Source organism: Leisingera sp. SS27, assembly GCF_028368855.1.
GTDB lineage: Bacteria > Pseudomonadota > Alphaproteobacteria > Rhodobacterales > Rhodobacteraceae > Leisingera.
The window spans coordinates 394,960-414,209 of sequence record NZ_JAQNCY010000001.1 but is presented as its reverse complement, the minus strand read 5'-3'; the positions used below and the strand labels follow the sequence as shown (position 1 = coordinate 414,209).

Sequence of the window (19,250 nt, the reverse complement as noted above, 5' to 3'; positions counted from 1 at the left end):
AGCTGCGTGCGCCCGGTTTCAGCCGGGCGCTTTTGCGGTCAGAACAGGTCCTGGCGGATCGGGTTCAGCGCGAAATGAACCTGCGCTGCCAGCCGCAATTGATCGACGGCGTCCCCGGGCACGGTTGCGGGCAGCCCTGCCTTGCGGGCCCAATCTGCCAGTTCCCGGCGTGAGGCCGGGCCGAATTGGCCGTCAACGGCAATGCCAGACCCGAGCCCGCGCAGCACAGACTGGGTGGCAGCGGCGATGTCTGCCTTGGTCATTCCGGCCAGCAGCTCCCGTGCCGCGGCCCTTGCGTCCGGGTCATTCAGGGCCATCGCCTTGCCGGCCCGGGCCGCGGCGGCATGGGCCGGGACACGGTCAGACAAGCGGTTCAGTGCCACCCAGGCGCCGTTCGCACCGCCCCAGGCATCGCCGCGGGCAAGGCCCATGTCATACCATTCCAGAGCTTCCGCAGCGTCGCTGCCGGGCAGGTCGCCGTTCATGATCATGCGGCCAATCTCACCCGGGGCATGCGGGTGGCCCAGCTGGGCGGCCTCCGCAAACAGCGCGCGGGCCTTTTCCTTGTCCACCGGTTTGCCGGCACCGCCGTCGCGGTAGACGTAGCCCAGATTGGCTGTCCCATAGATGTCGCCGCGCCCGGCGGAGGCCTCCAGATATGTCAGCCCGCGCTCCGGCTGCGCCAGTTCATCGCCGCTCCACAAGAAAAAATAGCCAAGCTCGTTCATCGAGTAGGTATGGCCAAGCTCGACAGCACGGCTCAGCAGGTCGTAGCCGCGCTGTTTTTCCTCAGGCGTGCTGCTTTTGCGCAGGAGCCGTTTGCCGCGTGCATGCATCGAGAAGGGGTCGCCGGCCTCAATGCCCTTGTCCCAAAGCGCAAAGGCCTTGTCAGGGTCATAGGGGATCGGCACCGTTTCGCGGTCCACATTTGGCGTGACATGCAGATAGGCCACCGCGTTATAGGCGCGGATGTGGCCCAGTTCCAACGCCTTTTCAAAGGCTTCGTAGGCGTCCATCAGCCGCCCCTGGCCCTGCAGCGCACGTCCAAGCTGGTAGTGCAGACGGCCAAGATCCGGCGCGGCCTCAACAGCCTCCCGGCAGGCGGTCTCAGCCGCCTTGAGGTCGATTTCATTGGGGAAACGGAACAGGCCAACACCTTGCAGGTCAAGCAAATCGCCGGCTTCCAGGTCGCACTGGCGGGCGATCATCTCGAGGTTCACGGTGACATCGCGCACCGCATCTGCCTGTGCCAGCCGCAGTACCATCCGGTCCCTGCGGACCTGGCCGCCGTCCTTGCGGGCGGGCAGCTCAGTGAGCTTGGGCGCATAGCTGACGCTGAGCGCACGGCCGTCACCGGATTGCAGCGATGTGACGCCGGAAGACGAATTTTCAACAATCGAAACCGTTGTGCCCGCTTGAACATAAGGGCTGATTTCAGGCGCCAGCTCCAGCGCCCGGCCCAGCGGCACTTTGACAGACAGTTCCGCCGGGATCTGATCAAGGCTGGCGGCCACGGTCCCAGATGCGGTGTCCGTACTGGCCGAGGCAACATTCAGGGACCGCTCCGCAGGGCGCAGGTAGATCTTCTGCATCAGGGTGGAGCTCTCCCAGGGCACCTGCGTATTGCCGGTAGCGCTGTAGACATCGCTGCGGATGGCTGCCAGGACGGTCATTGCGTCCTCGTCCGGGTTGTCCGGGAAGTGCCGCACAACGGAAGCGGTATAAGGGCTGTTGCTGCCGGGCTCCCCATCCAGCGCGGTGGCGCCGGGGGAGGTGGAGAAGGCCACCAGCGTGTTCAGCGGCGGGCGGAACACATCAAAACCTTCGCGCGCCTCATAAAGCTGGGCACCGACCTCGGCATTGAGCTTGGCCTGCGGCACAGGATTGTCGCGGCAGGAATCCAGCATCAGGATCTGGCTGCCGGCCTTGCCGCCCAGAATGGCGGATACCCGGTCAAGTGTGACTGACTGGAACGGCAGGTCGTGGATCCCCGTAAGCTCGGCATCGCTGGTCAGCAGATAATTGCGCCGTCCCAGCTGAATGCCGTGGCCCGCGTAGTAGAAAAACACCTGGCTGCCTTCGCGGATGTTGAGCGCTGCCTGCCGGAGCAACGCCTCGAACCCGCGCTTGTCCAGATCGTAGCCTTCATAGACGGTATAGCCGAAGGTCTTGAGCATCTCTGCCATCGCCTCGGCGTCCTTGCGGGTGTTGGTCAGATCGCTGACGTGGTCGTAGTCCTGTATGCCGATCACGATGGCGGTTTCGGGGGCGGCACTGCCTTCGCGGGTTTCATAGGCTGCCTGCGCCGCCGCAGGCAGCATCCCTGCACAGGAAAGGGTCAGAGCCGCAAGCGCGGAAGGGATGGGGGAATGGGCTGTCATGGTTTTGTTCGGGTTCAGCCCCAGCCGCCACCGCCGCCGCCGCCTCCAGCACCGCCGCCACCGCCGCCGCCTGAACCGGCGCCACCGCCGCCCGGCGGGCCGATGGTTGTTGCTGCAGGAGCGGTTGTTGTGCTGGCCGGGGCTGTGGAAGCGGGGGCCGGTGCGGGCGCCGGGCGCGATGCCTGGGTGCTGTAGCTGGCAGGTGCTGCCGCCGGTGCAGGTGCCGCCGCCGGTGGTGGAGCAATCGGAGCCACCGGTTCACAGGCTGCGGCAACAGCTGCCACAGGCAGCGCGGCAAACAGGAAATGTATCCGCATCGGGTACCTTTCTCTTTTGAGAATACTGGTCAAAAACAATTGGCGTTCAGCTTACTTGAACTTAGGCCGCAAATCAAAAATGTCCTGCCGCGGAGCGGCTGATCACAGCCGGAGGTTCAGCCGCCGCTGCGGATGACGGTGCTGCCGTCGCGGTTACGCTGCGCGCAGGATGCTTCGCTCAGCGGTGCCAGCCGTGGCCCAATCGGGGTGCCGGCACTGCTGCGGGTGCAGCGTTTCAGCGCAATCTGCTGGTAGCCCTTTGAGGCCATGCAGGATTTTTCCAGCCGCTGGCGCAGTGGTCTGTTGACATCAACGGTGTAGATGCTGCCTTCGGACCAGTATCCAGGGTAATAGTGGCAATTGCCGTTGTGGCAGACCTGCCGACCGGGGTGGAAAACCGGCGGATGCTGGCGGATTTGATTGGCGACCGGGGCGTCTTTCAGAGCCTGGGTCGCGCAGGCCAGTTCGTCACTTTGCAGGCGCGACACCTCTGCCCCTTGCTTGTAATAGACGGGCAGGGGCCCGCAGGCCGTTGTAAAGGCCAGAAAAACAGCGCCTGAGGTAGCGGTGAAAATGCGTTGCATACCGAAAGAATGGCCGCAAACTGAGGAAGTTACAATTAATTTGACCGTGAATGCGGCATCTGTCATTCACGTCAGGCAAATCTCTGCCCGAAACTCCGCCAAGGGACATGTAAATGAAGGTCATTATCTGCGGCGCGGGCCAGGTCGGCTGGCAGATCGCCCGGCACCTGTCCGGTGAGCACAATGATGTCACGGTGGTCGACAGCAATCCGGAACTGGTGCGGCGCGCGACCGATACGCTGGACGTGCAGGGCATCCATGGCTTTGCCTCCTACCCGGACGTTTTGGACCGGGCCGGGGCGCGGGACGCGGATATGATCATCGCCGCCACCCACTCGGACGAGGTCAACATGGTGACCTGCCAGGTGGCGCATTCCGTGTTCAAGATCCAGCGAAAGATCGCGCGCTTGCGGGCCAAAAGCTACCTCACCGCAATCTATTCCGACCTTTATCAGCGCGAGCATCTTCCAATCGATGTTGTGATCAGCCCGGAGCGCGAAGTGGCCGCGGCCGCGATGCAGCGGCTGTCAGCGCCGGCGGCCTTTGACACCGAGACCTTCATGGGCGGCAAGGCGCAGCTCTTGGGGATCCAGATCGACGCCGAGTGCCCGGTGGTGAACACGCCGCTGCGCCAGCTGACCGATTTGTTCTCCACCCTGCGTGCGATCGTCGTGGGGGTCCGCCGCGATGGCACCCTGTTTGCGCCAGAGCCGGGCGACCAGCTGTTTGTCGGTGACAGCTGTTATGTGTTTTCCCATGCGGACGATGTGCCGCGCACCATCGAAGTCTTTGGCAAGAAAGAAAAACGCCAGGACCGGGTTGTGGTGGTCGGCGGCGGCAACGTCGGGCTGGAAGTGGCCAAGGCATTGGAGAGCAGCACGTCCCGTATCCGTGCCAAGGTGATCGAGAGGGACCGCCGCTGCGCCGAACGCGCTGCCGAGGAGCTGGAGCGCACCATCGTGCTGAACGGCGACGGGCTGGACCGTTCCCTGATGATCGAGGCTGGCATCGACAAGGCGGATGCAATGCTGGCCGTGACCGATGACGACAAGGTCAACATGCTGGCTGCGGTGCGGGCCAAGGCAGAGGGCTGCCCGCTGGCGATTGCGCTGATCAACGATCCGACCCTGGTGCCGCTGCTGCCGCACCTGGGCATCGACGCCTATATCAACCCGCGGTCTACCACTGTCAGCTCGATCCTGCGCCACATCCGCTATGGCCGGGTGCGGCAGGTCTACTCGCTGGGCGACGCTGAGGCAGAGATGATTGAGGCTGAGGTGCTGTCGACCTCGCCGATTGCCGGGCAGATGATCCGCGAGACGGACTTTCCCGAGGGCGTGCTGGTTGGCGGCATCCTGAAGAACGGCGAGATGCTGCGCCCGTCAGGTGAGACCCGGATCGAGGAAGGCGACGTGATCGCGCTGTTTGCAATGGCCGATGACGTGCCCGAGGTGGAGCGGCTCCTGCAGGTGTCGATCGACTACTTCTAGCATGCGCCGTGTGGTCAAAGCCCCTATTGGCGTGTTGCGCCTGCCGCTGTTCCTGCTGATCTGGGGCATTGCGTCTTTGGCAATGTGGCTGCCGGCCATCCATGCGGTGGTGCTGGATGACCATCACACATCGCAGAGCTTTTTCTATTCCGGACTGGCGGGGCTGATCCTGGTGGTTCTGATTGCGCTGTCGATGGGCAACCGGGTGCCGCGCTACGGGATGCCCGGGCAGCTCTTGTCGCTGCTGGCAACTTTCACCGTGCTGCCGCTGTTCCTGGCGGTGCCGGTGCAGGACGCGCTGGTCAGCACCCGCTACCTGAACGCCTATTTCGATATGGTCAGCGCCATTACCACCACCGGCGCCGATATCTGGGCCGATCCCGGCCGCCTGCCGCCCAGCGTGCATCTGTGGCGGGCGATGGTCGGCTGGCTGGGCGGGCTGTTGATGTGGGTGGCCGCCTCAGCCGTGCTGGCGCCGATGTCGCTGGGCGGCTTCGAAGTCACCGCCAAGGGCGAGCCGGGCGGCGGCATTGCCGGGCCGGGCCATATGGAGCGCGCGGATCCGCGCCGCCAGTTGCTGCTCGTCACTCGGACTCTGGCGCCGGTCTATGCCGGGCTAACCATGGTTTTGTGGCTCTTGCTGATGATCACCGGCGAACAGGCGCTGACCGGGCTCAGCCATGCGATGTCGGTGATGGCAACCTCGGGCATCTCCGCCACCGGCGGTGTGGAGAACGCCGGCAGCGGGATCGCCGGCGAGATGGTGATGTTCCTGTTCATGTTCTTCGCGCTGTCACGTCTGACCTTTTCCAGTGATACGGTGACTGCGGGGCAGGGGCGGCTGGACAAGGACCCGGAGTTCCGCACGGGGCTGCTGATTGTCTTCGGTGTGCCGCTGCTCCTGTTCCTGCGCCATTGGTTTGCCGCCTTCGAGGTGGATGCAGGTGAGGATCTGCTGCAGGCGCTGCGGGCGTTCTGGGGCACGCTGTTCACGGTGATGTCTTTCCTGTCCACGACCGGTTTCGAAAGCCTGCACTGGGAGGCCGCGCGGACTTGGTCCGGACTGGAAACGCCGGGAATGATCCTTTTGGGGCTGGCCGTCTTCGGCGGCGGTGTTGCCACCACCGCGGGCGGGGTCAAACTGCTGCGGGTTTATGCGCTCTACCTGAACGGTCTTCGGGAAATGGAGCGGCTGGTCCACCCAAGTTCGGTCAGCGGCGAAGGCGACCGGACCAAGCGGCTGCAAAAGAACGGTGCCTTTGTCGCCTGGATTTTCTTCATGCTGTTTGCCCTGTCGCTGGCGCTGGTCAGCACCGCGCTGGCAGCGGTTGGTTCCAGCTTTGAACAGTCTCTGGTGCTGGCGATTGCCGCGCTCTCGACCACCGGCCCGCTGACCGAGAGCGCCAGCAGTGCGCCGATCGTGCTGAACCTGCTGACCGACCCGGCCAAGCTGATCCTGTGCATCGCCATGGTGCTGGGCCGGCTGGAAACACTGGCCTTTATCGCGCTCTTGTCCCCGAACCTCTGGCGCAGCTGACTCTTCCCGCGGGTGAAAAGTGTTTTTCGGGTGGAAACTTATATTTTCTTTGTTCATACTGAATTTTAACGTGCGTGCTGGTCCGCAGCGCGCGGCAAGAACAAAGGCGAGATAATAAAAAATGGCTTCGGACAGACAGAATCTTCAGGATGCCTTCCTGAATCACGTTCGCAAAACCAAGGTTCCGGTTACAATCTTTCTGATCAACGGGGTCAAACTGCAGGGTGTGATCACCTGGTTCGATAATTTCTGCGTGCTGCTGCGCCGCGACGGACAGTCGCAGCTTGTTTACAAACACGCGATCTCGACCATCATGCCGGCCCAGCCGATCAGTCTCTATGAGGGTGAAGACTCCAATTGATGGAGCATGACAGGAAGCAGACCCGTGCCTGGGTCCTGCATCCGGAAATCAAATCTGACATGGGACGCCGCGAGGCTGCTCCCGCGCTTGAGGAGGCCGTTGCGCTTGCAGCGGCCTTGCCCGATCTTGATGTGATCGGATCAAACGTGGTGCGCCTGCCCAAGGCGCATCCGGGGATGCTGTTCGGCTCCGGCAAAATCGAAGAGCTGGCAGGCATCCTGAAGGCGAATGACATTGAACTGGTCCTGATTGACGGGCCGGTTTCCCCCGTTCAGCAGCGCAACCTGGAGAAGGCCTGGAAGGTCAAGATCCTGGACCGGACCGGGCTGATCCTGGAGATCTTCTCGGACCGGGCGGCGACGCGTGAAGGCGTGCTGCAGGTCGAAATGGCGGCGCTCAGCTATCAGCGGACGCGGCTGGTCAGGGCCTGGACCCACCTGGAGCGCCAGCGCGGTGGACTGGGCTTTGTCGGCGGACCCGGCGAAACCCAGATCGAGGCCGACCGGCGGGCCATCGACGACCAGCTGGTGCGGCTGCGCCGGCAGCTGGACAAGGTGGTAAAGACCCGGACGCTGCACCGCGCCTCGCGCGCCAAGGTGCCCTATCCGATCGTGGCGCTGGTGGGTTATACCAACGCTGGCAAGTCGACGCTGTTCAACCGGCTGACGGGCGCTGAGGTGATGGCCAAGGACATGCTGTTCGCGACCTTGGACCCGACCATGCGCCGGGTGCAGATCCCCGACGGGCCGGAGGTGATCCTGTCCGACACCGTCGGTTTCATCTCGGACCTGCCGACGGAACTGGTTGCCGCTTTCCGCGCCACTCTGGAAGAGGTGCTGGCGGCGGATGTCATCCTGCATGTGCGTGACATCAGCCATGACCAGAGCGAGGAGCAGGCAGAGGATGTGGAGGCGATCCTGACGTCGCTGGGTGTGGACGAAAACCGCGCCCGGATTGAGGTCTGGAACAAGCTGGACCAGTTGTCTGAAGAAGAAGCCGAAGCCCGGCGGCAGCGTGCGGCGCGCGAGGAAGGCATCCATGCGATCTCTGCCCTGACCGGCGAGGGGCTGGAAGGTCTGCTGGCGGATATCGCGGAGCAATTGCAGGGCGTGCGGCACGAGGAACTGCTGCAGCTGACCTTTGCGCAAGGCAAGCAGCGGGCTTGGCTGTTCAAGGAAGACCTGGTGCAGCGCGAGGAGCAGACCGAGAGCGGTTTCGATATCACCGTGCTGTGGACAGACCGGCAGAAGGCCAAGTTCGAGAGGCTGTGAACTTCCATATTGCTTACAATAAAAAACGGGCGCTGATGCGCCCGTTTTTTATTGCCTCGGTGCAATCCGGGTTATGCCGACAGCCGCAGCACGGGCCAGTTCTTCGTCCAGCGACATTGGAATGTATTCGCCGCGGCGCCACAGCTGGGCCATGTCGTCATAGTAGCGGGACAGCGGGTGGCCGGACTGCCCGGTGGCAGTGATAAAGACGGAACTGTCCGGGTCGGCAAAGTCATAGACCCCGCGGTAGCCCGCGGCGTGGATGTTCTGGAACGGCTCAGGGTCCTTGCCGGAGCTTTTGCCGCGCTGCAGGGTGTTGTCGCCGCCGCTGGTGGACTGGCGGATGTTCACGAAATAGCGCAGCAGCGGCATGTCGCCCAGAACGGCATGGTCCTGCACCGCCTGATGCGCGTCGCCCCAGCGCAGCGATTCCAGCGCATCTCCATAGCGTTCTTCAATCCAGATCAGCGCATCATCCAGCGCCAGACGGGCCATGTCGGTGCAGCTCTCCTCAGGCGCGCTTTGGCGCACGTCGCACCAGGCCGAGGCACCGTCGACGTTGCGGAAAACACGCTCGATAAACAACGGCTCCACGTGGCGGTAGGATTTTGCGACCGGACCCAGTTCGTCGGTGATCAGGCGGGTCTGCAGCGCGCGCAGCCAGGCAGCATAGATCAGCGGTTCCGGCAGGTGCTCGTTCATCTCGCCGTTCCACTCCGACAGCAGGGTGAGGGCGATCTGGCGCTGCCGCTCGCGGGTGCCGGCAGGGGCGGCCTCACCGGTGAACCACAGGTTTGCGCCAATGAGCGGCAACAGGGTGCGCGCGGTGTAGGAGACCGTGTCCAGCTGCGCCTCAATGAAGCTGTCGCGGGTATGCACCTCGCGGTTCTGCATCAGCTTTTCCCAGCGGTGGATGCGCTGGGTGTCGCCCCAGTCAAAGGAGACATGCTTGGGGAACGGGCGGTCGAGGATCTTGTTGTTTGTGTTGCCCAAGATGCCGCCGGCAGGCGCAACAAACTCCGGGTTTTCCCCGTACGGCGCCTGGCCTTGCCAGCGGTTTTCCGGGCGCCAGCCCTGGCTGGGCATCCGGCCTTTGCTTTGATGGTTTGCATCACGCAGCGGAAAAGCGCCAACGGTTTTCAGCGCGATGGTGTCCTTGTCAGCCAGTGTCAGGTTCTGCGCCGGGGCAACGAAATCCTCGCCTGCCGTGATCGCCTCCTGCACCGAGGCGCTGCGCATCAGGCCGATGGTGGCACTCATTGAGGTGTCCTTGGGGCTGAGAACGGTCCAGCCGAGGGAAACCACGTGGCCGGGCGGGGTAATGTCCGCCAGGTTGAACATGGAGCCGGGCAGAACCGGGCCGTTGTCGGTCCAGCGCAGGGTTAGGGTGACGGGCGCCTCGTCCTTGATCTTGATGATCGAGGGGCGGGTGACGAATTTCTTGTAGCCGTCAACGCTCAGGTATTCCTGCGGGTTTTCCGGGTTCAGCCGTTCGATAAACAGGTCCTGGTCGTCCATGTAAGAGGAAGTGACCCCCCAGCCCAAAGCATCGGACCGGCCGGTGATCACCGCGGGGATACCGGGGATGGTGCCGCCGATCACGCCGCCGGTCGCCAGTTCCAGCCGGGCCAGATACCAGACGCCCGGGGCACTGAGGCCCAGATGCGGGTCATTGGCCAGAAGCGTGCCGCCTGCTGCAGAGCGGCTGGGAGCGGCGGCCCAGGCGTTGGAGGCGCCAGCGAGACCGCGTGGAGCAACCGGGAACAGCAGGCTGTTTTCCTCAATGGGTGTGGCAGAGGCAAACTGCCGGGCGCCGGGCACCAGTTCCGCGTATTCGGGCAGGGCGGTGACACCTTTGCCCGGCGCGTCCGGCAGGATGTCCCGGATGCGCTCCGCATCGTTCAGCGCCAGCGAGGTGCGGGCGCGCAGGATTTCTTCCTTCATGTGGCCGGAGAGCTGCAGCGCCATCAGCTTCATGATCGCAATGCTGTCGGCGGGCTGCCAGGGGGCGAGCGGCATCTGAAACAGGAACATTTCCGGCGCGCCGCGGCCAAGCGCGTCCTCGTTGATTTCCAGCAGCCGGGCATTGACGCCATCAGCATAGGCCTTGAGCGCGGCCATCGCCTCAGGCGATTGCACTTCTACCGACTGCCGCGCCAGATTGTAGAGGTCGAGGCGGCGCAAGTAGGTGTCGGTCTCCACCGTGCGGGTACCGAAGATTTCCGACAGGCGGCCTTGGGCTGTGCGCCGCATCACCGCCATCTGCCACAGGCGGTCCTGGGCATGGGCATAGCCGAGGCCGAAATACACGTCTTCATCGCTGGCGCCGAAGCTGCCGAAGATATGCGGCACATTGGCGTTATCGCGCACGATTTCAACAGGCGAGGAGAGGCCGGGAAGGGCCAGGTCCTTGTCGTATTCAGGCAGCGATTGCGAGGCGAGGTAATAAACCAGCGCGGCAGCCAGAAGGCTCAGCAGAATCAGGCCCGCAGCAAGGCGCATGAGCCAGCGGAAAAGAAGTCCCATCAGCGGTTGTTTTCCCTTGGGTTTTTGTCATTTCCAGCCGCATGGCAGATTGCGCCCCGCGGCGGCGGTGTTAGGGTTGGCGCCAACATATGCGAAGTCAGATCAGGGGAAAAGCAGATGGCAAAAATCGCGTTTCTGGGGCTTGGAGTCATGGGCTATCCGATGGCCGGGCACCTGCAGGCCGCGGGCCATGAGGTCACCGTCTATAACCGCACCGAAGCCAAGGCCAAGGCCTGGGTCAAGGAGCATGGCGGCCATTTTGCGGCAACCCCGCGGGCAGCAGCCTCGGGCGCGGAGTTCGTGATGGCTTGCGTTGGCAATGATGACGACTTGCGCTCGGTCTGCCTGGGTGCGGACGGGGCCTTTGCAGGCATGGCCAAGGGCACTGTCTTTACCGATCACACCACGGTGTCGGCCAAGGTCACGCGCGAGCTTTATGGTGCTGCGGCGGAGCAGGGGATTGCCTTTGTCGATGCGCCGATCTCAGGCGGCCAGGCGGGAGCGGAGAACGGGGTGCTGTCAGTAATGTGCGGCGGTGATGAAGACGCCTATGCGCGTGCAGAGCCAGTGATTGATGCCTATGCCCGCATCTGCCGCCGCATCGGAGAGAGCGGCGCGGGCCAGATGACCAAGATGTGCAACCAGATCGCCATTGCAGGTCTGGTGCAGGGCCTCAGCGAGGCGCTCCACTTTGCTGAAAAGGCAGGGCTGGACGGACGCGCGGTGGTTGAGGTGATCAGCCAGGGCGCGGCGGGCAGCTGGCAGATGGCCAACCGGTACGAGACCATGCTGGATGATCATTTCGAACACGGTTTTGCGGTGGATTGGATGCGTAAAGACCTGGGGATCTGTCTGGATGCGGCCGATGAAACCGGCGCCAGCCTGCCGGTGACGGCGCTGGTTGATCAGTTCTACAAGGAGGTGCAGAAAATGGGCGGCGGGCGCTGGGATACCTCGTCGCTGTTCAAGCGGCTGCGCAAGCTGGACGGTTGAGACCAAAGAAAATGGCCTTTCCAATTGGAAAGGCCATGCCTCCGGCGGGGATATTTCCAGCCAGATTAAAAGGCGGATCCTGCCGCCTCCGTCCCGTGGTCTTAGGGAATGATGCGAGTGTATTTGGTGCCTTCCAGGGTGGCGCCAACACGCAGGCCCGCCTGGGCAAAGACCACGGCCAGCACCGGTGATGTCAGGGTGTTGGTGTCGGCTCTCAGAGATTCGCCTTCGTTCATGATGACGAACTCGGCATCGGCGCCAGCCGCCCAGCCCTGCGAGCGCCGGAAGTCTGCCAGTGCGTCTTGGGTCATGAAAAACAGCACGTGGGCGTATTGCTGAGCGCCTATCTGAAGCCCGGCGTTGCCCTTGTAGGTGGCGTAGTAATCGACGGTCACATCATTGATCCGCAGCGCGCCGCGGCCATATGCGCCGCCAAAGACAAAGCCCGCCTCTGTGACCAGCGGCATCACCAGCATGCCGGCAGCCTTGTCCGCCAGGGTGCGGGTGTTCGGGTACTGGTTGTACATATAGTTCAGCGTGGCATCGACACGGGCGTCGATGGTGGCGGCATTGCTGTTGCCAACGCCATTGCCGCAGGCGGCAGTGACGCCTGCGCCGGCCAAAGCGGTCAGGGCGAAACCGCGGCGGGTCATGCGGGTAGAGGAATTATCGCTCATTTTTCAGGTGCCTGTAATGATTTGCTCCAAGGCCGGTTCGATCCGGCTCTGGGGCCGTGTATACGCGGAAAACCGCTGCCTGTCATCCGCTGCGGTGCGGATATTGGCGGCTTCCCGCTGAAGTGATCCGGGGCGGCCCGCAGTGCAGCGTCAGCCGTTCAGCAAGCGCGCCGCGGCGGGAGCAAAATACGTGAGGATGCCGTTGCAGCCTGCGCGCTTGAAGGCCATCAGGCTTTCCATCATCACCTTCTCACCGTCGACCCAGCCGTTCTGGGCCGCGGCCTGGATCATCGCGTATTCGCCGGAGACCTGATAGGCGTAAGTCGGCACGCCAAAGGCGGATTTCACCCGCTGGCAGATATCCAGATAGGCGATGCCGGGTTTGACCATTACCATGTCGGCGCCTTCCATCAGATCACGTTCGATCAGCCGCAGAGCCTCGTCGCTGTTGGCCGGGTCCATCTGATAGGTTTTCTTGTCGCCCTTCAGCGCGCCGGATGCCCCAACCGCATCGCGGAACGGCCCGTAGTAGGCTGAGGCGTATTTGGCCGAGTAAGACAGGATCGCCACATTGTGGTGGCCTGCCTGTTCCAAGGCCGTCCGCATGGCGCCAACGCGGCCGTCCATCATGTCGGAAGGGCCGATGATGTCGGCGCCGGCGTCGGCTTGGGCCAGCGTCATCTTGACCAGCGCCTCAACCGTGGCGTCATTGACGATCTCGCCATCCACCACATAGCCATCGTGGCCGGTGATATTATAGGGATCCAGCGCCACATCGGTCATCACAGCGATATCAGGTGCCGCGTCCTTGATGGCGCGGATGGCACGGTTGGTCAGGTTGTCAGGGTTCCAGGCCTCGGCGCAGTCCTCGGTCTTGAGCGAGGCATCGGTGTAGGGAAACAGGCAAATCGCCGGAATACCCAGCGCCTGGGCTTCAACCGCGGCTTCGGTGATCTTGTCCACCGAGCGGCGCATCACGCCTGGCATTGAGGCAATAGCCTCCTCCACGCCTTCACCGTCGCGGACAAATACAGGCCAGATGAAATCGGACGGGGTCAGGGTGTTTTCCTGCACCAGATTGCGGATCGCCTGGCTGGCACGTGTGCGGCGCAGGCGGGCGGCGGGAAAGGGCGCGACGGTGGGCTTCATGGCGGTCTCTCGTTTTGGCTGGCCCATGGGTGGCATGGAAGCCGCCCCGGGAACAAGAGGCACATTCGCCGCGCTTGGGAACTTGTGCGCTCTGCGGGCTTGCCTGCGCGCGTTTCCCGGTTGATATAGGGCCAGTTACATAAAACAGGCCCCAAGGGCCGGCAGCGGCAAGATGGGGGCTGGAGTGGATCTGTTTCAAATCCTCTATGAGATGATTGACCTTCGGTCGTTTTCCAACCTCTGGTACTGGATCGCGCTGGCGGTGATGTGGTCTTCTGCCAGTCACAGGGTACTGGGGGTTCCGTTCGACATGGTCCAGCGCGCACGCCGCCGCGCAGGGCAGGCCGAACAGGACCTGGAGGACATGGTCCGTGTCAACGTGAACCGGCTCCTCTACATTGCCGAAGTGTCCGGGCCCTGGCTGGTGGCGCTGGCTTGTTTTTTGCTGTCCGCCCTGGCGACGCTTGGCTTTGTTTTCCTGATGGAATTCGCCCAGGCTGTGTTCCTGCTCGCTTTCCCGATGTCCTTCGTTGGTGTCATCAGCTATTTCACGGCGCGCCGGATTGCACGGGATGGGGCTTCGGGCGAGGACCTGTGCAAGCGGCTGGCCTTGTGCCGGCTCTGCATCCAGTTCGTTGGGGCAATCTCAATTCTGGTCACCGCCTTCTGGGGCATGTATCAGAACCTCTCGATCGGCGCCTTGGGCTGAGGGGCAGGGTTCCAGGCGAACCCGGAAAGGAAACTGCATGGCACAGCGTGCAATCACCATGGGCGGCGCTCCTGAGGGGTATGATGCCCGGCTGATCCTGAAAGAAGTGCAGAAATCCGGCGCGCCGGTGCTGCATGTGGCGCGAGATGACAAGCGGATGGAGGCAATGCGGGCGGCCTTGGCCTTCTTTGCGCCTGACATGCCGGTGTTCGTGTTTCCAGGCTGGGATTGCTTGCCTTATGACCGGGTATCGCCGAATGCGGATATCTCCGCGGCGCGGATGGCTGCGCTGGCGGCGCTGGTGCACCAGATGCCCAAGCAGTTCGTGCTGCTGACCACGCTCAATGCCGCGAGCCAGCGGGTACCTGCGCGGGAGGTGCTGCGCGAGGCCGCCTTCACTGCCCGTGTCAATCAAAGAGTGGATGAAGAAGCGCTTCGCAACTTCTTGGTCCGCATGGGTTTTTCTCAAAGTCCGACGGTGATGGAGCCGGGTGATTATGCCATTCGCGGCGGCATCATCGACATCTTCCCGCCGGGCGAAAGCGGCCCCGTGCGGCTGGACCTGTTCGGCGATGTGCTGGACGGCGCCCGCCGCTTCGATCCGGCGACCCAGCGCACCACCGAAAAGCTGGAGGTGGTGGAACTGGCGCCGGTCTCCGAGGTGATCCTGGACGAGGCAGCCATCACCCGGTTCCGCCAGAATTACCGGATCGAATTCGGCGCGGCAGGCACTGATGACCCGCTCTATGAGGCCGTCAGCGCAGGCCGAAAGCATCAGGGGATCGAGCATTGGCTGCCGTTTTTCCATGAGAAGCTGGAAACGCTGTTCGACTACCTGCCGCAGGCGACCGTCACGCTGGACGACCAGCTGACACCGGCCCGGCTGGCGCGTTGGGACAGCATCGAGGACCAGTACGGCACCCGCAAACACGCGCTGGAGCAGAAGGGGCGGATCGACACCGTCTATAAACCGACGCCGCCGGGTTTGCTGTACCTCGATGATGCGGCTTGGGAGGCGGCGGTTGCGGATATGCGGGTGGTGCAGTTCCATCCGCTGCCGCAGGCCTCCGGCCCTGGCGTGGCGGATGCGGGCGGCCGCATCGGGCGCAATTTTGCACCGGAGCGCCAGCAGGAAAACATCAGCCTTTTCGGAGCCTTGGCGGCGCACATAAAGGTGCGGATGCGAGAGGGTCCGGTCCTCATCGCCTCTTACTCCGAAGGTGCGAGGGAGCGGCTGACTGGGCTGATCGAGGACGAAGGTCTGGCCGAGGCCATCCCGGTGATGGATGGCACCCGTATCGGAAAATCCGGTTTGCATTTGGCGGTCTGGGCGCTGGAGCACGGGTTTGAGGCGCCGGATATGACGGTGATCGCGGAGCAGGACGTGCTGGGCGACAGGCTGATCCGGGCACCGAAAAAACGCCGCAAGGCAGAGAATTTCCTGACTGAAACCCAATCGCTCAGCCCCGGCGATCTGGTGGTGCATGTGGACCATGGCATCGGCCGCTTCAAGGGGCTGGAGGTCGTCACCGCCGCAGGTGCGGCGCATGAATGCATCCTGCTGGAATATGCCGAACAGTCCAAGCTGTACTTGCCGGTCGAAAACATCGAGCTTTTGTCCAAATACGGCCATGACGAGGGCCTGTTGGACCGTCTTGGCGGCGGAGCCTGGCAGGCTAAGAAGGCCAAGCTCAAGGAACGGATCCGCGAGATGGCGGACAAGCTGATCCGCATCGCTGCCGAGCGCGCGTTGCGGAAGGCGCCGGTGATGGATCCACCGCCGCATGCGTGGGAGGAGTTCTCTGCCCGTTTCCCCTATCAGGAGACCGACGACCAGCTGCGCGCCATCGAAGATGTGATGGAGGATCTGCACTCCGGCCAGCCGATGGACCGCCTCATCTGCGGCGACGTCGGCTTTGGTAAGACCGAGGTGGCGATGCGTGCGGCCTTTGTTGCCGCGATGTCGGGGCTGCAGGTGGCGGTGGTGGCGCCCACGACACTGCTGGCCCGCCAGCACGCTGCCTCCTTTGCGGAGCGGTTCCGTGGTTTTCCCCTGCAGGTCAGGCAGTTGTCGCGCTTTGTTAGCACCAAGGAAGCCAGCCAGACCCGCGAAGGATTGTCCAAGGGAACCGTCGACATCGTGGTCGGCACCCACGCGGTGCTGGCAAAGAACATCAAATTCCAGAACCTCGGCCTCTTGATCATCGACGAGGAACAGCACTTCGGCGTTGGTCACAAGGAGAGGCTGAAGCAATTGCGCAGCGACATTCACGTGCTGACACTGACTGCGACGCCGATCCCGCGAACCCTGCAGCTGTCCCTGACTGGTGTGCGCGATCTGTCGATCATCGGCACGCCCCCGGTCGACCGTCTGGCGATCCGCACCTATGTCAGCGAATTTGACAGCGTCACCATCCGCGAGGCGCTGCTGCGCGAGCATTACCGTGGCGGCCAGAGCTTTTATGTGGTGCCGCGGATTACAGACCTGCCGCACGTGGAAGAGTTCCTGAAGGCGCAGCTTCCGGAGCTGACTTACGTTGTGGCACACGGCCAGATGGCGGCAGGCGAACTCGATGACCGGATGAACGCCTTCTATGACGGCAAATACGATGTGCTGCTGGCCACCACGATTGTGGAAAGCGGCCTCGACATCCCAACCGCCAACACCATGGTTGTGCATCGCGCCGATATGTTCGGCCTGTCGCAGCTCTATCAGATCCGCGGCCGGGTCGGGCGCTCCAAAACCCGCGCCTATGCCTATCTCACCACCAAGCCGCGCCAGCGGCTGACCCCTGCGGCAGAGAAGCGCCTGCGGGTGCTGGGTTCTCTCGATACGCTGGGCGCAGGCTTTACTCTCGCCTCGCAAGACCTTGATATCAGGGGCGCCGGCAACCTTTTGGGCGAGGAACAATCCGGCCAGATGCGCGATGTCGGCTATGAGCTGTACCAGTCGATGCTGGAGGAGGCGATTGCCAAGATCAAGGCGGGCGAGATGGAGGGGCTGTCGGACGCCGACGATCAATGGGCGCCGCAGATCAACCTGGGCGTTCCGGTGCTCATCCCCGAGGATTACGTGCCGGACCTCGATGTGCGCCTGGGTCTTTACCGCCGCCTGTCGTCACTGTCGACCAAGGTGGAGCTGGAAGGTTTCGCGGCTGAGCTGATCGACCGTTTCGGCAAACTTCCGAAGGAAGTGAACACGCTGATGCTGGTGGTGCGGATCAAGGCGATGTGCAAACGCGCAGGCATCGCCAAGATGGATGGCGGCCCCAAGGGGGCAACGATCCAGTTCCACAACGACAAATTCGCATCGCCGCAGGGGCTGGTGGAGTTCATCCAAGGCCAGAACGGTCTGGCCAAGGTGAAGGACAACAAGATCGTCGTGCGCCGTGACTGGAAGAAGGACGCCGACAAGATCAAGGGCGCCTTTGCCATCGCCCGCGATCTGGCAGAGAAGGTCGTTGCCGAGAAGAAGAAGGCGAAGGCGGGGTAAAATACGCCAAGGAAATTCAAATTTCCTTGGCAAATTTCTTCGCAAGAAATTTGGTCAGCCGCAGCAAGAGTTGGGCGTCATCGCCGCCTGAGCGCAGAAACAGGATGCGCCCACGGCCCGGTCAGCCCGCGCCAGTGCCAGGTCCAACTGCTGTTGTATGTGCTGGATTTCAACAGTTTCACCGCGCGCCTTCAGGCAGTCGTGAAGCCCCTTCAGACTCCAGATATTGCCGGGATGCACGGAGGCGCGCGACAGGGTGCAGTCCAGCCCGAGGTCGGCGCGGTAGACGGCTTCGGCTTCCTCAATATGGCCCTGTTCAAACAGCAGCGCCCCCAGCGCGTGGCGGGTGGGCTGCATCCAGCCCCAAGGCTCATCGTAAGGCAAGTTGTCGTCCAGCTCAGCCGAGCGGCGCAAATGGGTGAAAGCCGCGTCGTAGTTACCTTTGCGGTACTCGATTTCTCCGCGCAGCATTTCGGTTGCGATTTCAAGCAGATCACTGACTTTGTTGTTGTGCAGGCGGCGGGCCGTTGGCACCCGTGCTTTGGCGGTCAGGAAATGCTGTTCCTCTGCTTCAGCTTCCGCCACGCGTCCAGTTGCGGCATAGGCAATGGCGCGGGCGTAATGGGTGTTCGCGGTCAGCGTGCAGAAGAGGTCCCGATCCTCCGGGAGCTCCAGCGCCATCGCCTCCTCCCAGCGTCCGAAGCGGACCAGGATATGCGGGTGCATTGCCAGGTAGCTTTCAAAGAAATCCGCGATGGGCGGGCTTTCGACCTTCAGCATTTCCGGCGGGGTGGTGTCCAGAATGCCCTGATTGGCCGCCAGCGCCGGTTCAAGCTGGCCCAGGAACATCGCGCCGTAGATGACGAAGTGGTAATTGTGCTGGCGGTAGCCGGTATAGATGTTGAATGCGCCTTCGCGCTGGTAGAATTTCAGGTCCGCCTCGATCGCCTTCTGGTTCCAGTGCACGGCACTGTGGTAGTCGCCGCAGAGCACATCGATGTGGGTGGGCATATGCACCAGGTGTCCCGCATCCGGCACCAGCGTGCGCAGCACATCCGCGGCTTTCAGCGCCTTTTCGGGCGTGGGCGACATCTCCATCAGATGCACGTAGAGATGCAGCAGGCCAGGGTGCTGCATGGCCCCCGGGGCAGTCTCCATCGCCTGTTCCAGCACCTCCTGCGCCTCCAGCGTCGCGGCACCTTCTGCGGGCAAACCGGTCTTCAGATCCCACATTTTCCACGGGGTGAGGTTCAAGAGGCTCTCAGCGTATACCGTGCGCAGATCCAGATGATCCGGGCAGGCAGCAAAGGCCGCGCGCATCGCCTCAGCGAACTCATAGTCCCAGGCGTGCATGTCTTCCCCCGGTTCGCGTTGGGGGTAACGGGTTTGAATGGCACGGATCAGCCGCTGTTCAGGCTCAGTACAGCCTTTGATAAACGCCAGTGCGGACTGTGCTGCGTCATAGGCCTCAGTCAGCGCTTCGGCACGGCTTTTGGCGTCGCGCAGGTCCCACGGCAGGTTGTAGTTCGGCCCAGCGGCATAGGCGGCGCCCCAATGGGCCATGGCACATTCCGGGTCGTGTTCCAGCGCGCGGCGGAAGCAGGCGATGGCCTCCTCGTGATTGTAGCCATAGGTCCAGACCAGTCCCCGGTCGAACCAGCGCTGCGCCTCAGGCGACGTTGTGGTCACCGGGCAGGAATAGCTGCCGAGATCGTAATCATAGCCCATGAAAAACCTCCCCCTTCACATGGGAAGGTTAGGG

The 19,250-nt window shown here is 63.0% G+C and carries 14 protein-coding genes; 7 read left to right on the top strand and 7 right to left on the bottom strand.

The window, feature by feature from the left end; translation table 11 throughout:
- Positions 1–38: 38 nt before the first annotated feature.
- The 3 genes from N6L27_RS01970 to N6L27_RS01960 form a co-directional block, all read right to left on the bottom strand.
- Positions 39–2,381 carry a caspase family protein gene (locus N6L27_RS01970; protein WP_271905402.1) on the bottom strand — a complete coding sequence of 781 codons (2,343 nt, stop codon included), beginning with the start codon at positions 2,379–2,381 and terminating at the stop codon, positions 39–41.
- 14 nt (positions 2,382–2,395) lie between these two features.
- Positions 2,396–2,698, bottom strand: coding sequence for a hypothetical protein (locus N6L27_RS01965; RefSeq protein WP_271905401.1), 303 nt, complete (start codon positions 2,696–2,698; stop codon positions 2,396–2,398).
- A gap of 116 nt (positions 2,699–2,814) precedes the next feature.
- Complete coding sequence (locus tag N6L27_RS01960) at positions 2,815–3,282, bottom strand: hypothetical protein (protein ID WP_271905400.1); 468 nt, start codon at positions 3,280–3,282, stop codon at positions 2,815–2,817.
- Positions 3,283–3,395: 113 nt separating this feature from the next.
- On the opposite strand from N6L27_RS01960, the gene trkA reads away from it, so the two are divergent.
- The 4 genes from trkA (at position 3,396) to hflX (ending at position 7,941) form a co-directional block, all read left to right on the top strand.
- Positions 3,396–4,772, top strand: coding sequence for a Trk system potassium transporter TrkA (gene trkA / locus N6L27_RS01955; RefSeq protein WP_271905398.1), 1,377 nt, complete (start codon positions 3,396–3,398; stop codon positions 4,770–4,772).
- A 1-nt stretch (position 4,773) separates the two neighbouring features.
- On the top strand, positions 4,774–6,309 hold the full coding sequence (locus N6L27_RS01950; RefSeq protein WP_271905397.1) for a TrkH family potassium uptake protein: 1,536 nt from the start codon (positions 4,774–4,776) through the stop codon (positions 6,307–6,309).
- Between the two features lie 121 nt (positions 6,310–6,430).
- The gene (hfq, locus tag N6L27_RS01945) at positions 6,431–6,670 is read left to right on the top strand and encodes an RNA chaperone Hfq (protein ID WP_005611588.1); all 240 of its coding nucleotides are present in this window, start codon (positions 6,431–6,433) and stop codon (positions 6,668–6,670) included.
- Positions 6,670–7,941: a GTPase HflX gene (hflX, locus tag N6L27_RS01940; RefSeq protein WP_271905395.1), complete on the top strand. Its 1,272-nt coding sequence runs from the start codon at positions 6,670–6,672 to the stop codon at positions 7,939–7,941. The genes hfq and hflX overlap by 1 nt, the downstream gene beginning before the upstream one ends.
- A 48-nt stretch (positions 7,942–7,989) precedes the next feature.
- Here hflX and N6L27_RS01935 read toward each other — a convergent pair whose 3' ends face one another.
- Positions 7,990–10,467 carry a penicillin acylase family protein gene (locus N6L27_RS01935; protein WP_271905394.1) on the bottom strand — a complete coding sequence of 826 codons (2,478 nt, stop codon included), beginning with the start codon at positions 10,465–10,467 and terminating at the stop codon, positions 7,990–7,992.
- Positions 10,468–10,584: 117 nt separating this feature from the next.
- On the opposite strand from N6L27_RS01935, the gene N6L27_RS01930 reads away from it, so the two are divergent.
- A complete protein-coding gene (locus tag N6L27_RS01930) occupies positions 10,585–11,460 on the top strand; it encodes an NAD(P)-dependent oxidoreductase (RefSeq protein WP_271905393.1) in 876 nt (291 codons plus the stop codon).
- 101 nt (positions 11,461–11,561) lie between these two features.
- Here the strand turns inward: N6L27_RS01930 and N6L27_RS01925 are convergent, their stop codons facing one another.
- Together N6L27_RS01925 and hemB are read right to left on the bottom strand one after the other, a co-directional pair.
- On the bottom strand, positions 11,562–12,137 hold the full coding sequence (locus tag N6L27_RS01925) for a YSC84-related protein (protein ID WP_271905392.1): 576 nt from the start codon (positions 12,135–12,137) through the stop codon (positions 11,562–11,564).
- A 150-nt stretch (positions 12,138–12,287) separates the two neighbouring features.
- Complete coding sequence (hemB, locus tag N6L27_RS01920; protein ID WP_271905391.1) at positions 12,288–13,286, bottom strand: porphobilinogen synthase; 999 nt, start codon at positions 13,284–13,286, stop codon at positions 12,288–12,290.
- A 184-nt stretch (positions 13,287–13,470) separates the two neighbouring features.
- On the opposite strand from hemB, the gene N6L27_RS01915 reads away from it, so the two are divergent.
- Positions 13,471–13,995 (top strand): component of SufBCD complex, encoded by a 525-nt coding sequence (locus N6L27_RS01915; protein ID WP_271905390.1) that lies wholly within the window; start codon positions 13,471–13,473, stop codon positions 13,993–13,995.
- A 37-nt stretch (positions 13,996–14,032) separates the two neighbouring features.
- Positions 14,033–17,488 carry a transcription-repair coupling factor gene (gene mfd / locus N6L27_RS01910; RefSeq protein WP_271905389.1) on the top strand — a complete coding sequence of 1,152 codons (3,456 nt, stop codon included), beginning with the start codon at positions 14,033–14,035 and terminating at the stop codon, positions 17,486–17,488.
- Between the two features lie 54 nt (positions 17,489–17,542).
- Here the strand turns inward: mfd and N6L27_RS01905 are convergent, their stop codons facing one another.
- The gene (locus N6L27_RS01905) at positions 17,543–19,216 is read right to left on the bottom strand and encodes a hypothetical protein (RefSeq protein WP_271905388.1); all 1,674 of its coding nucleotides are present in this window, start codon (positions 19,214–19,216) and stop codon (positions 17,543–17,545) included.
- Between the last annotated feature and the right edge of the window lie 34 nt (positions 19,217–19,250).

Coding starts and splice junctions, on each gene's coding strand:
- N6L27_RS01970 (WP_271905402.1), bottom strand. CDS start 2,381: ATGACAGCCCATTCCCCCATCCCTTCCGCGCTTGCGGCTCTGACCCTT.
- N6L27_RS01965 (WP_271905401.1), bottom strand. CDS start 2,698: ATGCGGATACATTTCCTGTTTGCCGCGCTGCCTGTGGCAGCTGTTGCC.
- N6L27_RS01960 (WP_271905400.1), bottom strand. CDS start 3,282: ATGCAACGCATTTTCACCGCTACCTCAGGCGCTGTTTTTCTGGCCTTT.
- trkA (WP_271905398.1), top strand. CDS start 3,396: ATGAAGGTCATTATCTGCGGCGCGGGCCAGGTCGGCTGGCAGATCGCC.
- N6L27_RS01950 (WP_271905397.1), top strand. CDS start 4,774: ATGCGCCGTGTGGTCAAAGCCCCTATTGGCGTGTTGCGCCTGCCGCTG.
- hfq (WP_005611588.1), top strand. CDS start 6,431: ATGGCTTCGGACAGACAGAATCTTCAGGATGCCTTCCTGAATCACGTT.
- hflX (WP_271905395.1), top strand. CDS start 6,670: ATGGAGCATGACAGGAAGCAGACCCGTGCCTGGGTCCTGCATCCGGAA.
- N6L27_RS01935 (WP_271905394.1), bottom strand. CDS start 10,467: ATGGGACTTCTTTTCCGCTGGCTCATGCGCCTTGCTGCGGGCCTGATT.
- N6L27_RS01930 (WP_271905393.1), top strand. CDS start 10,585: ATGGCAAAAATCGCGTTTCTGGGGCTTGGAGTCATGGGCTATCCGATG.
- N6L27_RS01925 (WP_271905392.1), bottom strand. CDS start 12,137: ATGAGCGATAATTCCTCTACCCGCATGACCCGCCGCGGTTTCGCCCTG.
- hemB (WP_271905391.1), bottom strand. CDS start 13,286: ATGAAGCCCACCGTCGCGCCCTTTCCCGCCGCCCGCCTGCGCCGCACA.
- mfd (WP_271905389.1), top strand. CDS start 14,033: ATGGCACAGCGTGCAATCACCATGGGCGGCGCTCCTGAGGGGTATGAT.
- N6L27_RS01905 (WP_271905388.1), bottom strand. CDS start 19,216: ATGGGCTATGATTACGATCTCGGCAGCTATTCCTGCCCGGTGACCACA.